15 protein-coding genes are annotated in these 15,138 nt (G+C 62.6%); 7 read left to right on the forward strand and 8 right to left on the reverse strand.

All coding sequences use genetic code 11. The annotated features are described in order from the left end of the window. Positions 1-119: 119 nt before the first annotated feature. Positions 120-848: a TIGR00730 family Rossman fold protein gene (locus JHD64_RS16480; RefSeq protein ID WP_059285725.1), complete on the reverse strand. Its 729-nt coding sequence runs from the start codon at positions 846-848 to the stop codon at positions 120-122. Positions 849-864: 16 nt separating this feature from the next. Between JHD64_RS16480 and polA the strand changes: the two genes are divergently transcribed. From polA to JHD64_RS16510, 6 genes are all read left to right on the forward strand, one after another. Continuing rightward, positions 865-3,660 (forward strand): DNA polymerase I, encoded by a 2,796-nt coding sequence (gene polA / locus JHD64_RS16485; RefSeq protein ID WP_199054261.1) that lies wholly within the window; start codon positions 865-867, stop codon positions 3,658-3,660. 196 nt (positions 3,661-3,856) lie between these two features. Continuing rightward, complete coding sequence (locus JHD64_RS16490; RefSeq protein WP_199054263.1) at positions 3,857-4,411, forward strand: GspH/FimT family pseudopilin; 555 nt, start codon at positions 3,857-3,859, stop codon at positions 4,409-4,411. Further along, positions 4,404-4,829 (forward strand): prepilin-type N-terminal cleavage/methylation domain-containing protein, encoded by a 426-nt coding sequence (locus tag JHD64_RS16495; RefSeq protein ID WP_199054264.1) that lies wholly within the window; start codon positions 4,404-4,406, stop codon positions 4,827-4,829. The genes JHD64_RS16490 and JHD64_RS16495 overlap by 8 nt, the downstream gene beginning before the upstream one ends. Before the next feature lie 43 nt (positions 4,830-4,872). Continuing rightward, the gene (locus JHD64_RS16500; RefSeq protein ID WP_199054266.1) at positions 4,873-5,646 is read left to right on the forward strand and encodes a PilW family protein; all 774 of its coding nucleotides are present in this window, start codon (positions 4,873-4,875) and stop codon (positions 5,644-5,646) included. Next, entirely contained in the window at positions 5,634-6,323 is a 690-nt protein-coding gene (locus JHD64_RS16505; RefSeq protein ID WP_199054268.1) for a PilX N-terminal domain-containing pilus assembly protein, read from the forward strand. The genes JHD64_RS16500 and JHD64_RS16505 overlap by 13 nt, the downstream gene beginning before the upstream one ends. Then, entirely contained in the window at positions 6,305-6,742 is a 438-nt protein-coding gene (locus tag JHD64_RS16510) for a type IV pilin protein (RefSeq protein ID WP_082693658.1), read from the forward strand. The genes JHD64_RS16505 and JHD64_RS16510 overlap by 19 nt, the downstream gene beginning before the upstream one ends. 63 nt (positions 6,743-6,805) lie before the next feature. On the opposite strand, the gene JHD64_RS16515 is transcribed toward JHD64_RS16510, so the two are convergent. The 5 genes from JHD64_RS16515 to arsC all read right to left on the reverse strand — a co-directional run bounded on the left by JHD64_RS16515 (position 6,806) and on the right by arsC (position 12,108). Further along, the gene (locus tag JHD64_RS16515) at positions 6,806-8,341 is read right to left on the reverse strand and encodes a DHA2 family efflux MFS transporter permease subunit (RefSeq protein ID WP_199054279.1); all 1,536 of its coding nucleotides are present in this window, start codon (positions 8,339-8,341) and stop codon (positions 6,806-6,808) included. 66 nt (positions 8,342-8,407) lie between these two features. Next, positions 8,408-9,553 carry an HlyD family efflux transporter periplasmic adaptor subunit gene (locus JHD64_RS16520; RefSeq protein WP_059287173.1) on the reverse strand — a complete coding sequence of 382 codons (1,146 nt, stop codon included), beginning with the start codon at positions 9,551-9,553 and terminating at the stop codon, positions 8,408-8,410. After that, entirely contained in the window at positions 9,546-10,991 is a 1,446-nt protein-coding gene (locus JHD64_RS16525) for an efflux transporter outer membrane subunit (RefSeq protein WP_370540968.1), read from the reverse strand. Before JHD64_RS16525 ends, JHD64_RS16520 begins: the two co-directional genes overlap by 8 nt. Before the next feature lie 101 nt (positions 10,992-11,092). Then, entirely contained in the window at positions 11,093-11,587 is a 495-nt protein-coding gene (locus tag JHD64_RS16530; RefSeq protein WP_059286466.1) for a MarR family transcriptional regulator, read from the reverse strand. Between the two features lie 170 nt (positions 11,588-11,757). Continuing rightward, on the reverse strand, positions 11,758-12,108 hold the full coding sequence (gene arsC, locus JHD64_RS16535) for an arsenate reductase (glutaredoxin) (protein WP_059286467.1): 351 nt from the start codon (positions 12,106-12,108) through the stop codon (positions 11,758-11,760). 281 nt (positions 12,109-12,389) lie between these two features. Here arsC and JHD64_RS16540 point away from each other — a divergent pair, with 281 nt between their 5' ends. After that, positions 12,390-13,592 (forward strand): multidrug effflux MFS transporter, encoded by a 1,203-nt coding sequence (locus JHD64_RS16540; protein ID WP_199054282.1) that lies wholly within the window; start codon positions 12,390-12,392, stop codon positions 13,590-13,592. A 9-nt stretch (positions 13,593-13,601) separates the two neighbouring features. Here the strand turns inward: JHD64_RS16540 and ybaK are convergent, their stop codons facing one another. Both ybaK and JHD64_RS16550 read right to left on the reverse strand, forming a co-directional pair. Then, positions 13,602-14,084 carry a Cys-tRNA(Pro) deacylase gene (ybaK, locus tag JHD64_RS16545; protein ID WP_059286468.1) on the reverse strand — a complete coding sequence of 161 codons (483 nt, stop codon included), beginning with the start codon at positions 14,082-14,084 and terminating at the stop codon, positions 13,602-13,604. A gap of 32 nt (positions 14,085-14,116) precedes the next feature. After that, a complete protein-coding gene (locus JHD64_RS16550; protein WP_370540969.1) occupies positions 14,117-15,055 on the reverse strand; it encodes a LysR family transcriptional regulator in 939 nt (312 codons plus the stop codon). Positions 15,056-15,138: the final 83 nt, after the last annotated feature.

Here is a 15,138-nt window from a genome sequence, read left to right on the forward strand (position 1 = left end):
GTGGGCGGCGGCGGAACGGTGGCCGGGGCCGGCGTGTCGGCCCAGGCGGCCGCAAGCGGCAGCAGGGCGAGGAGGGCAAGGAAGCGACGCATGATGATGGGTCCTTGGTGACAGTGTCGTTATAGGTTGAGCAGTTTTTCGCGTTCTTCCGGCAGAGCCTCGAAGCCGCGGGTTTCGTAGTGCTTGAAAATGGTTTCCACGATCTGGCCGGGTTCGTCGATCAGCTGGATCAGGTTCACGTCGTCAGGGTTGATCATACCTTCTTTTACCAGATGGTTTTTTACCCAGTCGATCAGACCGCTCCAGAATTCGCTGCAGCACAGGATGATGGGGATGGGGCGCGACTTGCCGGTCTGGATCAGCGTCAGCGCCTCGAACATTTCATCCAGGGTACCAAAGCCGCCCGGCATCACCACATAGGCGATGGCATGCTTGACGAACATCACCTTGCGGCTGAAAAAGTGGTTGAACTTGATCGACAGATCCTGGTATTCGTTGGGCTTCTGTTCGTGTGGCAGCACGATATTGAGCGCCACCGACGGGCTCTTGCCATAAAAGGCGCCCTTGTTGGCCGCTTCCATGATGCCGGGGCCGCCCCCGGAAATCACCGAGAAACCGGAATCAGAAAGAAGCCGGGCCACTTCCTCGGTCAGCTTATAATAGGGATGGTCGCGCGGAGTGCGGGCGCTGCCGAAGATGCTGACTGCCGGCGTGATGCCTTGCAGTTCTTCGGCCGAATCGACAAACTCCGACATGATCTTCATCACGTGCCACGCCTCGCGCGAGCGGAAGCGCTGCATCATGTCGTAACGATCACTGGTCTGCGGCAACTTATCGGACAAGCTCATCATTCGCCCCTCTTCTATGAAAACATTGTTATTGATCGACGGCTCTTCCTACCTGTATCGCGCCTTTCATGCGATGCCCGATTTGCGTTCTCCGGATGGCCGGCCCACCGGGGCGGTTTACGGCATGGTCAACATGCTGCGCCGGCTGGAGAAAGAGGTGCAGTTCGATTATAGCGCCTGCGTTTTCGACGCTAAAGGCAAGACTTTCCGCGATGACTTGTACCCGGAATACAAGGCCAACCGGCCTTCCATGCCGGAAGAGCTGGCCGCACAGATTAAGCCGGTGCACGAGGTGGTGCAAGCCTCCGGCTGGCCGCTGCTGATGGTGGACGGGGTGGAAGCGGACGATGTCATCGGCACACTGGCGCGCATGGGCGAGGCTGCCGGCTTCCGGGTCATCATTTCCACCGGCGACAAGGACATGGCCCAGCTGGTGACGCCCATGGTGTCGCTGGTGAACACCATGACCAATGAAAACCTGGACCAGGCCGGGGTGAAAGAGAAGTTCGGCGTGCCGCCCGAACGTATCATCGACTACCTCACCCTGATCGGCGACAAGGTGGACAACGTCCCCGGCGTGGACAAGTGCGGCCCCAAAACCGCCGTCAAGTGGCTGGAAGAATACGGCACGCTGGACAATATCATCGCCAATGCCGACAAGGTGGGCGGCAAGGTGGGCGAAAACCTGCGCGCCGCACTGGACTGGCTGCCGCGCGGTCATCAGCTCATCACCATCAAGTGTGATGTCGATCTGCAGCAGGACATGCCCTATGGCCTCAACAGCCTGCAGCACGGCGTGAAAGACCGTCCGCGCCTGGCCGAGCTGTTCAAGGACCACGGCTTCCGTACCTTCTACCGCGAAGTCACCGAAGGCGAAGATGCGTCGCTCAGCAGCCCGGCCCCGGTCGATGCGCCTGCCGCGAGTGTCGGCCAGACTGACGATATGTTCGCCATGGCCGCTGCGGTATCCGCTCCTGCGCCGGTCGCTCCGCCACCCAGCGCCATCAGCCGCCATTACCATACCATTCTGGATGAGGCCGCGCTGCAAGGCTGGCTGGACCAGCTAAATAGCGGTGCGCTGGTGTCGCTGGACACCGAAACCACCAGCCTCGACCAGATGCAGGCGCGCATTGTCGGCATCAGCTTCGCCCTGCAAGCCGGCGAAGCCGCCTACCTGCCGTTGGGTCATCACTATGCCGGTGCGCCGCAGCAACTGGCGCTGGATGAAGTACTGGCCCGACTCAAACCCTGGCTGGAAGACCCCAGCAAGCCCAAATGCGGCCAGAACCTGAAATACGACCGCCATGTGTTTGCCAACCACGGCATCCGGCTGGCCGGGGTGGTGGACGACTCCATGCTGGCCTCCTATGTGCTGGAAAGCCACCAGCGCCACAATATGGACGACCTGGCCGCCCGCCATCTGGGCGAAACCACGGTCAGCTACGAAGACATCTGCGGCAAGGGAGCCAAGCAGATCGGCTTTGGCGAGGTGGATATCGAGATTGCCGCCAATTACGCAGCGGAAGATGCCGACATTACCCTGCGGCTGAACCAGTACTTTGCCCCGCAGCTGACCGATAAACTTGGCGAAATTTACCGCGATATCGAATTGCCGGTGGCCGAAGTGCTGTTCCGCATGGAGCGCAATGGTGTGCTGATCGACCGCGAGCAGCTGGCGGCACAGAGCCATCAGCTGGGCACGCAGATGCTGCAACTGGAAAGCCAGGCTTACGAGCTGGCCGGCCAGCCCTTTAACCTGAATTCGCCCAAGCAGCTGCAGGAAATCCTGTTCGGCAAGCTGGGTATTCCCACCAAGGGCATCAAGAAAACCCCGTCCGGTGGCTTCTCCACCGACGAATCGGTACTGGAAGCGCTGGCGCTGGATTACCCGCTGCCCAAATGCATCCTGCAATACCGCAGCCTGACCAAGCTCAAGTCCACCTATACCGACAAGCTGCCCACGCTGATCAACCCGGACACCGGCCGGGTGCATACCAATTATTCGCAGGCAGTAGCCATTACCGGGCGCCTGGCCAGCTCGGACCCAAACCTGCAAAACATCCCGGTACGCACTGCCGAAGGCCGCCGCGTGCGCGAGGCCTTTATCGCCAAGCCGGGCCACAGCATCGTCAGTGCCGACTATTCGCAGATTGAACTGCGCATCATGGCCCATCTGTCCGACGACGCAGGTATGCTGGCCGCCTTTGCCAGTGGCGAGGACATTCACAAGGCCACGGCTGCCGAAGTATTCGGCGTGACGCTGGAGCAGGTGACGAGCGATCAGCGCCGTGCGGCCAAGGCCATCAACTTCGGCCTGATCTACGGCATGAGTGCCTTTGGCCTGGCGGCCCAGCTGGACATCGAACGCAGCGCCGCCCAGCAATACATCGACCGCTACTTCATGCGCTACCCCGGTGTGGCCGACTACATGCAGCGCACCCGCGAAACCGCGCGCGAACAGGGCTATGTGGAAACCGTATTCGGCCGTCGCCTGTATCTGCCGGAAATCAAGCTGGCCAACCCGGCCCGCCGCGCCGGGGCCGAACGTGCCGCCATCAATGCGCCGATGCAAGGCACCGCCGCCGACCTGATCAAGCTGGCGATGATTGCCGTGCAAAACTGGCTGGATGCGGAGAAGCTGTCCAGCCTGCTGATCATGCAGGTACACGATGAACTGGTGCTGGAAGTGCCGGATACCGAGCTGGAACGGGTGAAACAGCAGCTGCCGCAAATCATGGCCGGTGTGGCACAGCTCAAGGTGCCGCTGCTGGCGGAGGTAGGCGCCGGCAATAGCTGGGAAGCCGCGCACTAAGCTGCTCCATCATTAATCCTTCAGCCAAAGCCACCCATGCCGGTGGCTTTTTCTTTGTTTGAAATGGGCGTGGACGGCGCTTTATCAGAGTATTCCGCTGTTGTCTCAGCAGTAGCTGCAAGCCCGTCCGGGCCGGGCGGGGCAGGATATCCAGTCCTGCCCATCACTTGCTTGCGCTCATGGAGGTGGCCTGCCCATGTCCTGCCCTGATGCTGGTCGCCGCGGTGGCGGTTTTACCTTGTACGAGTTACTGATCGTGCTGGCGGTCAGCGCAATCCTGCTGGCCCAGACGCTGCCGGCCATGCAGGACATGCTGGAGCGGCAGCGCCTGCTCGCCCGGGGCCAGTTATTGCAATCCGGCCTGCAGCTGGCAGGCAGCGAGGCCATTCGCGGTAATCGCACCGTATGGGTGTGTGCACTCAACAGCAAGGTCAATCTGGAGATCCAGGGCTGCCAGTCCGGCAATGGCGCCGGCAACTGGAGCGAAGGCTTGCTGGTGTTTGCCGATGCACCATCCCGCCCCGATGGCCGTTACGACAGCGGCGAGCGGCTGCATCACCTGCTGTTCAGCAGCACCAGCGTGCAGCTCAGTGCCAATCGCCAGGATTTTGCCTTTACGCCCCATGGTCGCCTGCACAGCGGCACGGTGCCGCGTTTTCAGTTGCGTACTCCCGGAGGCCAGTGCCACAGCCTGCTATTGCAGCCCAGTGGCAAGGCGCAATGGTGCAGCCAGGACAACTGTTGTGACTAGGCAGATGCGCAGCCGGGGTTTCAGCCTGGTCGAAGTGATGCTGGGCGTGCTGATCCTGCTGTTTGGCCTGCTCAGCCTGTCCGGCATGGCCGGGCAGAGCCTGCGGCAGTTACGCGCCAGCGATGCCGATAGCCGGTTGTTACTGGCCAGCCTGAATCTGGCTGAGGCCATGCAGGCGGATCAGCAGCAGGCCTTGTCTGGCCGCTCCGGTGGGCGTTACGCCGCTTCAGCACAAGAGCAACTGCAGCAGGATGTGCGCGTGCTGTGGCCGGAAGGGCAGGGGGGAAGTCTCTTGCTCTGTCGCCATGCAGGCGCCTTGCCGGCCGTGCCACTGGCGCAGGATTGCCAGGCCAGCGGCCGGGTATGGCTGCTGCAGCCGGCCGTAGCGGCGGGGCCTTTGCCCCTGGCGCTGGAGTAAAGCGTTGCGGCCGGCGGCGCGTGGCTTCTCGCTAGTGGAGCTGATGCTCAGCAGCTTGCTGGGCTTGCTGCTGTGCGGTTTGCTGTGGCACAGCCTGCATGCGGTATTGCAAACCCGCAGCTTTGCCAGCACCCGGCTGGCGTCACAACAGGAAGCCCGTTTTGTGCTGCAGCAGCTGGCGCGTGATCTACGCATGGCCGGCAGTTTTGCCTGCGCGGGGCCGGCGCAGTGGCTTGCCAGCGGGAGCCAAGTCATGCCGCAGGCAGGCGAGGGCGTATTGAGCCTGAGTTATGGCGATGGCGGCATCGCCCTGTTGGCCGAGCCGGCGGACAGCCAGGGGCAGATCAGCCGCTGGCGCTTGCTGCAGCCGCCACCAGCCTGGCCATCAGAACAGCCTTTGCTGCTGGCCAGCTGCCGCCGTGTCGACTTGCTGAAGCTGGATAGTGATGTCTCCCTGCAGCAGCAGGATGGCGCATTCTGGTTACAACTGGCTGTTAACAGCCCATTGCGCGCACATATGGCCGAGCATCATCTGCCCTCGCTTGAGCTGCTGGCCTTGCAGCAGCGCCACTACCGGCTGGACCAGGGGAGTGCGGAGGGCAAGCTGTGGCTGGAGCAGACTGGTCAGCCACAGCTATGGCTGGCCAGTGGCATTGCCCGTCTGCAGTTGCAGGCAGAAACATTGCCCGCCTGTCCGGGCAGTGCGCCCCGGTCGTGGTGGACCTTGCAACTGGCCATGCGCCAAGCCAGCGGCAGCAATGCGCTACCGTATCGCCTGCAAGTGATGAGTCGGGCGGGGCCTGCATGTCTGGCCTGATGCGCCAGGGGGCGCGTGGGGTGGTACTGCTGACAGCCTTGCTGTTGCTGCTGTTGATGAGCGCACTGGTGCTGGGGCTGAGCCGCTTATTGCGCGATGAGCAGCGCATCGGCAGTCAGCTGGATGATGCCCAGCGTGCCTTCCAGCTGGCCGAGCTGGGTTTGCAGGCCGGCGAGCAGGCCTTGGCCAAGCTGCCGTTTGCCGCGCAAGTGGCCGGCATGAGCCACAGTGCGCTACGGCAGGGCGAGTCACCGTTTACCCTGTCCTGCCGCCAATCGCGTAATCCGGCGGGTTGGCAGCAGGGCTTATGCCTGTCGGCAACACTGGCCCGGCAGCCGATCGCACCGCCCTGGCAGCGGCTGGATGAGAGCGGCGTGGCGCTGCTGCACCCTTGTGGCGTGGCATTGCGGCTGGAGCTGCAGTCGGTGGCGACGGCTGGACGCTGCCCGGTCGTGACCACCGGGCCTTGGTTCTGGAGTGACCCGCATTATCTGCTCGAGTTGCTGGACCCACAGTATGTGGATGGTGAACAGCGCGGCCTGCTATTGCGTGTGACGGCACGTGGCTGGGGCCGTTTGCCGGATAGTGCGGTGACTGTGCAAAGCCATGTGCTGTTGTTGCCGGAGGCGACAGGCAGCTGGCGTGTCAGGAGGCTGGCATGGCGCGAATTACGCTGAACAGACTGCACCGCGGTTTCAGCCTGCTCGAGTTGCTGACCGTACTGGCCATGCTGTCGCTATTGCTGCTGATCGCCCTGCCATTGTGGCGGGGCCATGTGCTCAGGCTGCGCCAGGCCGAGGCCCGGGTGGCCTTGCTGCAGGCCAGCCACTTCATGGAGCAGTGGCGCAGCGAGCATGGCCGCTATACGGCGGGCAGCGGCCACTGGCCGACATTGCCGGTGAGCGCGACAGCCTATTACGAACTCCACTTCGGTGCACAGGATGGCAATGCACGGGCGGACAGTTTCCAGTTGCGCGCCATCCCCAAGCCCGGTCAGGCCTGGCTGGGTGAGGAAATGCTGGTACTGGATCAGGACGGCAATATCCGGCTGTGTGCCGTCAATGATGTCGGCAAGTTGCGCTGCCGGGTGGATTAGCCAGGCCGGGTAGTCCGGAATAACAAGGCCCGCATGGTGCGGGCCTTGTTATTCAGTGGTGGATCAGTGCGCGCCGCTGTCAGCCGCGCCACTGGAGGTGAACGGTGGCCGGGCAAACCATACCAGGGCAATCAGCGCGACAAACATGATGCCGAACAGCCAGAACACCTCGTTCACGCCGATCAGCGAACCCTGGCGGGTAATCTGCAGCGCGGTGTAAGCCTGCTGCTGGCTGGTGGACATGCCGGTGGTTTCCAGCAGGCGGAACCACATCTGGCTGGCCTGATCGTACAGCGTCACATGCTGTGTCAGCTGGGCGTGGTGCAGGGCTTCACGCCGGTCCCACAGCGTGGTGGTGATGGAGGTGCCGATACTGCCGGCCAGGATGCGCAGGAAGTTGGACAGGCTGGAGGCACTGGCAATCTGATCCGGGCGCAGGCCGGACAGGGTGATGGTGGTGAGCGGCATGAAGAAGCAGGCCACGCCGATGCCCTGAATGAACTGCGGCCAGACCACATAGGCGAAATTCATCTCGGTATTGAAGGTGCTGCGCCAGAAGAAGCAGATGGCATAGACACTGAAGCTGATGGTGACCAGCCAGCGCATGTCCAGCCGGTGCGCGTTCTTGCCGATGATGGGCGACAGGAAGACCGGCAGGATGCCGATGGGGGCGGCGGCCAGGCCGGCCCAGGTGGCGGTGTAGCCCATCTGGGTCTGCAGCATCAGTGGCAGCAGCACTACCGCGCCGAAATACAGCATGAAGCCCAGGCTGATGGCGATGGTGCCGACGGTGAAGTTGCGTTTGGCAAACAGGGTGAGATCGACAATGGGGTGTTTTTCCCCCAGCTCCCAGATCACCAGATAAATCAGCGACACCGCAGAGACAATGGCCAGCACCACGATTTCGGTGGAGTTGAACCAGTCCAGCTCCTTGCCGCGGTCCAGCATCATCTGCAGCGCGCCCACGCCGACGATCAGCAGGGCCAGGCCCAGCTTGTCGATGGGCTGGCGTACCAGGCCGGTTTCCCGTTCTTTCAGAATCTTCCAGCTGATGAAGGCGGCAGCCATCCCCACCGGCACATTGATGAAGAAGATCCAGCCCCAGTGCCAGTTGTCACTGATGACGCCACCCAGGATGGGGCCGAACACCGGTGCCACGATCACTGTCATCGCCCATAGCGCCAGCGCCAGCCCTTTCTTGGCGGGCGGGTAGCAGGCCATCAGCAGGCTTTGCGACAGCGGGATCATCGGGCCGGCCACTGCGCCTTGCAGCACGCGGAACAGGATCAGCATTTCCAGGCTGTTGGCCATGCCGCACATCCAGGAGGTAAGCACGAACAGCAGGGTGGAGATGGTGAACAGCTTGACTTCGCCCACCTGCTTGGCCAGCCAGCCGGTCAGCGGCACGGCGATGGCATTGGCCACGCCGAACGAGGTGATGACCCAGGTGCCCTGGCTGGTGGCGGCACCGAGGTTGCCGGAGATGGTGGGCAGTGCCACGTTGGCAATGGTGGTGTCCAGCACCTGCATGAACACCGACATCGACAGCGCCAGCGTGATCCACACCAGGCGCGAGCCTGACAGTGGTGGATGATTCATGACGGAAAGTCCTCAAGACGGCGCTGCCGGTGCGGCATGCTGCCGCAGCCGGTAGCGGCCGGGAGATTACTGGGCGTTGGCGGCCAGCAGGCTGGCGACCAGTTCGTCGGCCTGTTTCAGGTCCGGCGTCAGGGCATGGGTTTCCTGGGTCGGATTACCGCGCGGGCTTTGCGCCAGGCTGGGGCCATCCTGCTTGCTGGTGTCCACCACGGCATCCACCGACAGGCCGACGCGCAGCGGATGGTCTTTCAGTTCCTTGGGATCCAGCTGGATGCGCACCGGCACACGCTGCACCACCTTGATCCAGTTGCCGGTGGCGTTTTGTGCCGGTAGCAGGGAGAAGGCGCTGCCGGTGCCGGCCGACAGGCCCTGCACCTTGCCGTGGTAAACCACCTTGCTGCCGTACACGTCGGCAGTCAGTTCCACGTCCTGGCCGATGCGGATCTTGGCCAGCTGCACTTCCTTGAAGTTGGCATCCACCCACACGCTGTCCAGCGGCACCACCACCATCAGCGGTGTGCCGGTGGCCACGCGCTGGCCGACCTGCACATTACGGCGGGCCACATAGCCGGACACCGGCGCCTTGACTTCGGTACGCTGCAGGGCCAGCCAGGCTTCCTTCAGCTTGCTGGCGGCGCGTTGCACGTTCGGCTGCTTGGCCAGTACATCCTTGCCCACCAGTGCGTCGGTGGCCTTGGCCTGTTCGCGGGCGGCATCCAGTGCGGCCTTGGCGGTGCTGACGGCGTCGCGGGCATGGCCCAGTTCTTCGCTGGAGATGGCATCGGAGCCAGCCAGGGTTTCGCGGCGCTTCAGGTCGGCCTGGGCCTTGGTCAGTTCGGCTTCGCGCACGGCAACCTGGGCGGCCAGTTGCTGGGTGCTGGTCATCAGCTGGCGGGTTTCGCGCACGGTCTGGGCGAATTCATTGCGCGCGCGCTCGAAAGCCAGCTTGGCATCGCTGTTGTCAAACGCCACCACGGTCTGGCCGCTGTCGACGCGGTCGGTATCCTCGGCGCTGATCTTGACCACGGTGCCGCCCACTTCCGGGGTCAGCTGCACCATATGGCCGGCGACATAGGCGTCGTCGGTGTTTTCCTGATGGCTCAGTACCAGGCCCCAGTAGGCGCCGTAGCCGATGGCCAGCGCGGCGATGAGGCCGGTGGCGACAAAAAGATTGCGTTTGCGGCTTTTTGCCGTCTCGATCTGCTTATCCATGATGGGTGTCCTTAGCGGGCTGTTGGGTGGTTTCACTGGTGGCGAAACCCCCGCCCAGTGCGGTATTCAGTGCGGCCCAGGCCAGACGGTTGGCCGCGGTGGCGTCGATCTTGCCGGCTTGCTGGTTGAGGTCGGCTTCCTGTGCATCCAGTACGGCCAGCTTGTTGACCAGGCCGGCCTTGAAGCGCAGCACGGTGGAGTCGGAGGCCTTGCGGCTCAGCTGGGTGGCCTGGTGGGCGTCGGACAGCTGGCTGGCGGTTTTCTGCCAGGTGGACAGGCTGTCTGCCGCATCGCGCAGCGCGTCCAGCACGGTCTGGTTGTAGTTTTCCACCGCGATGTCGTAGCGGGCGCGGCTGGACGCCAGATTGGCCTGCAGCGCGCCGGAGGTGAAGATCGGCAGGTGGATGGCCGGGGTGATGCCGACGATCTTGGAGCCGGCATTGAACAGATCCGAGGTTTCCAGTGCCGACTGGCCAACAAAGGCGGACAGCGAGACATTGGGATAGAACTCGGCCTTGGCTACCTTCACCGACTGGTTCATGGCCTCTACCCGGGCGCGCTGGGCCACGATGTCCGGGCGCTGGCTGAGGATGTCCAGCGTCAGGGCGGCTTCCGGCATGGCCGGTGCCGGGCGCAGGGGGGCGGGCTGCAGGCTGGCCAGCGCATTGGGCGGCTGGCCGGTCAGGGCGGCCAGGGCATGGCGGGCGTGCTCGGCATCATTGGCCAGCGCGCTGCTCTGCTGGCTCAGGCGCTTGAGCTGGATTTCACGCTCGCGCAGGCTGTCGGGCGGCAGCAGGCCGGCGCTGACGCGGGCACGGGTCAGTGCCAGCTGGCTTTCTGCCAGTTGCTGGCGTGCCTGCAGCAGCCGGCTTTGTTCCAGAATGCGTTGCAGATTGATGTACTGGGCGATTACGGCCTGGGTGATGACCAGACGGGCCTGCTGGCCTTCCAGTGCAATGGCCTGCTGGTTGCCCAGCGCGGCCTGGACGGCGGCGCGGTGCTTGCCCCAGAAGTCGATTTCCCAGCTGGCGCCCAGCGACAGGGTGTAGACGTTGTAGTAGTTGCCGCCAATGGGAGGCGGCAGCAAGCCGTACAGCGAATAGCGCTCGCGGTCGAGATTGGCACTGGCTTCGACCTGCGGGCCTTCCTTGCTTTGTGCCATGCCGACGGCACTGCGTGCTTCACGCAGGCGGGCATCGGCCACTTTCAGTGACGGCGCTTGTTGCAGCGCGGTGTCGATCAGCTGGTTGAGCTGCGGATCATTCAGTTGCTGCCACCAGCCGGCATGTACCTGGCTGGCCGCGTGCTCGCCCAACTGCAGCTGGGTCGCAGACAACGGCCGTGCCGGGGTAGTGTCCTCGCCGAAACCGGCGCAGCCACCCAGCATGGCGGTAAGCATCAGCAGGCCAGCGGTCTGCTGCCAATTGGGTTTATTCACCTTGTGGGTCTCCAGATTCCATCGTGATGATTGATGGTGTGATAGTCACTCAAGTTATTATTTGTGCGCAGCATGACGGCCAGCGGGAGGCCGCCAGCGGTTCAGCCGCCCAGCCTGGCCAGTAGCTTGCGCATCATCTTTTCCATCAGCTGCCGTTCCTCGGCGTCGAAGTCCTGCCACAGCGCACGATGGTTGGCACGGGAAATCGGCAGCAGTTCTTCCACCAGTGCCAGGCCCTTGGGCGTCAGTTCCAGGCCGATCTTGCGCCGGTCTTCGGCACAGGGAATCCGCGTGGCCCAATCATTGCGCACCAGTTCGTCGACAATGCGCGTGGCATTGGTGCGCGAGGAGTCGAGCGTGTCGCTGATGTCGGACGGAAACAGCTTTTGCTGCGGGCAGGCATACATGGCCAGCAAGGACATCCACAGCGATTCGTTAAGGCCGTATTCCTTCATGCCCTGGTTCAGATAGCAGGTGAGGCGGGGCATGATGTGGTAGTAGAGCCTGGTCAGAATCACTTCCTGGCGTGGCACGCCGGGAAAGCGGCTTTCGATGCGGTCGACTGCCTGTTCCAGATGATGGAATGATTTGTTCATGGCTGATATTTTAGTAACGTACGTTATTATTATTCAAGTTATTATTTGTATGGAAGCCATCCTGCCGGAGTCTGGCTGTCGCTTTGCTACGACAAGCGGCTGCTGGCCGCAATGAAAAACACCAGGCGGAATCGCCTGGTGCATATGCAAACGGGGTGGGGTGGGCGGGTTTAGCGCTGCAGCAGGCTGAGTACCTTTTCCGGCGGACGGCCCAGCACGGCCATGTCGGCGCTGACGGCAATCGGGCGCTCGATCAGCATGGGGTTGTCCACCATGGCTTCGATCAGCTTGTCGCGTTCCAGCGTGATGTCATCCAGGCACAGGGTTTCGTATTCTTCTTCCTTGGTGCGCAGCAGGTCGCGCGGGTCCAGCTGCAGCAGGGTGAGGATGTGGTCCAGTTCGGCAGCACTGGGCGGATGCTTGAGGTATTCGATGACCTCGACATCGGCACCGGCCTCCTGCAGCAGGGCCAGTGCCTCGCGCGATTTGGAACAACGCGGGTTGTGGTACAGACGGATCATGAATGGTCTCCCTTTTGATTATGGTGGGTCAGGAAGATGGTGCTGCCGCACACCGTGGTGCAGGGCAGGGCCGCGCTGCGCCGCCAGGGCGCGGCGGGTTGGGTCAGCGACTTCCATCTTAGGCAGAAAACTTTTTCTTTGTGTAGTGCTGATCGCCTGCGGCGTATCACTGTTTTCGCCCGGCGCGCATTCTCGCCCTGCCCGGCGTACTTGCCAAGGGTTTGGCTTTGTACCGGCCGGGCGGTAACATGGGCCGCCCCCACTGTCTTTATCGGATTTTCATGGCGCATTCCGCTCGCAGCCACTTTGGCCTGGCCTTGTTGCTGGCAGCCCTGTCCACGCTGGGCCCCTTCTCGATCGACACCTTTTTGCCGGCCATGCAGGCCATTGGCCTGTCCTTGTCCGCGTCGCCGTTGCAAATGCAACAGGCGCTCACCGTCTACCTGCTGTGCTATGCGGTGATGATGTTGTGGCACGGCTCGATTTCCGATGCCATCGGCCGCCGGCCGGTGGTGCTGGCCACCACCTTGCTGTTCAGCCTGGCGTCGCTCGGCTGCGCACTGGCGCCGTCACTGGGCTGGCTGCTGCTGTTTCGTGGTTTGCAGGGGCTGTGCGGCGGGGCCGGGCTGGTGGTGGGGCGGGCCATCATCCGTGACAAGCTGGACGGTGCCGAGGCGCAGCGGCTGATGTCGCAGGTGACCATGCTGTTTTCACTGTCGCCAGCCATCGCGCCGGTGGTGGGTGGCTGGCTGTTCGGTGCCTTTGGCTGGCATTCCATCTTTGTGTTCATGGCGCTGATCGGCCTGGCACTGTTTGTGATGAGCTGGTTTGCGCTGGACGAAACCCATCACGCCCATTTGCGTACCCCGCTGGCCTGGCGTTCACTGCTGCAGAATTACCTGGAGGTACTGCGCAAGCGTGATTTCCAGTTGCTGGCAGCGGCGGTGTCCTGCAATTTTGCCGGTTTCTTCCTGTATATCCCGTCGGCACCGGTGTTTTTGCTGCAGCATCTGCATTTGCGGCCAGACCAGTTTTTGTGGATGTTCGGCCCGGCGGTGTCCGGCATCATGTTTGGGGCCTTTTTGTCCGGCAAGATGGCCGGCCGGCGCGGCGCGCGTGAAATCGTGTCGCTGGGTTACGGGCTGATGTTTGCCGCGGCCACGGCCAATCTTGCCTACAATCTGCTGGCGGCCCAAGCCGCCATGCCGTGGGCGGTGTTGCCGCTGGCGCTGTACACCACCGGCATGTCGCTGGCCGCGCCATCCATCACGCTCAACCTGATGGACCAGTTTCCGGCGCTGCGCGGCACGGTGTCGTCCCTGCAGGGCTTTTTGCAGACCATGCTGTCCAGCATTGTGGCCGGGGTGATTGCGCCGCTGGTATGGGGCAGCACGCTCAACCTGGCCTGCTGCATGGCGGGTTTTCTGCTGCTCGGTTTTGTCTTCCGTAGTGCTTATCGCCGCCGTATCAAGCTGCGCGGCTAGCTCGCCGGCTCAGGCGGCCGCCTGCACCAGCACCGGCTGCAAAACGCGGATGACTTCCTGCGGGTCCACACCAATCAGAAAGCCGCGCTTGCCGCCGTTGATATAGATGCGATCCAGCTGGGCAATGCTGCTTTCCATATACACCGGCATCGGGTGGCGGGTGCCGAAGGGGCTGGTGCCACCCACCTGGTAGCCGCTGTGCTTGTCGGCGGTTTTCGGGTCGCAGGGGCTGATCTTCTTCACCCCGATCTGCTTGGCCAGCATGCCGGTGCCCACTTCGCGGTCGCCATGCATCAGCACGATCAAGGGGTGCTTCTGCTCGTCTTCCATGATCAGCGTTTTCACCACGCAGTGCTCATCCACGCCCAGTTCGCGGGCCGACACCGTGGTGCCTCCCTTGTCTTCGTACTTGTACAGATGCTCGCTGTATTCCACCTTGTGTTCGCGCAACACGCGAATGGCCTGGGTGACCGGCGCTTTTTCCTTGGACATATCTGTCTGTCTGTTACGGCAAAACGGCTACTTTAGTGGCTGTCGTCAGCAACTGCAAACCGTTCGACCGCAGCTTCGGCCGGGGTGGGCAGTGCCGCCAGCAGCGCGGCGCGCAGCAATTGCACACAGCTTTCCGCCTCGTCCTGCTGATGCAGCAGCATCAGCCGCGTACTGGGCATGGGGGCGGGCAGGGGCAGGTAGCATACCTGTTCGGTGGCCAGGTGTTGCAGCCCTTGCGGTACCAGTGCCACCCCCAGACCCATGCCCACCATCCGGATGATGCTCAGCCAGGTGCGCGCCTGGTGCCGGATGTGCGGATAGAAACCGGCCGCCGCGCACTGCGCCAGAATCTGGTGGTGATAGTAGGGCGAAACTTCCGGCGCAAACAGGATGAACGGCTGTTCCTGCAACATGGGCAGGGTGATGGCAGGCTGCGCGGCACAGGGGTGTTGCCGTGGCAGGCAGCAGCACAAGGGCTCGGCCGCCAGCACATCGCCGGCGATGCTGGCCGGATAATGGGCATCGTTGACGCAAGCCAGGTCGATCTGCCGTCGTTCCAGTGCCTGAATCTGCTCCTGGGTGCCCATTTCCTGCAGCGCGATAGCTACGTCGGGATAGTGCCGGGAGAACTGTTGCAGGGCCTGTGGCAAGCCACGGTAGAGCATGGAGTTGATGAAACCCAGCCGGATCAGGCCCTGCTTGCCCTCGGCATAGCGTTGCAGCATCTGCTGTATGTCTGCGGCACTGTGCAGCAGGTTTCTGCATTTGCCCAGCAGTGCCGCACCGCATTGGGTGAGGCGCACGCTTTTGTTATTGCGCTGAAAAAGCTGCACCCCCATTCTTTGTTCCAGTTTCCTAATATCAAAACTCAGTGCCGGCTGCGAAATATGCAACCGTTTGGCAGCACGGCCAAAATGCAATTCTTCTGCCACAGCAACAAAATAACGTAATTGTCTGAGTTCCATCAGCATCTGTCTCCGCTGTCCATCATGTTTGCTTATCGTATGACAAAGCAAATGTATTGGACCTGGCAAGTCCTCACTCTTTAGCCTGC

This window comes from Aquitalea sp. ASV15, assembly GCF_016429115.1.
GTDB lineage: Bacteria > Pseudomonadota > Gammaproteobacteria > Burkholderiales > Chromobacteriaceae > Aquitalea > Aquitalea magnusonii.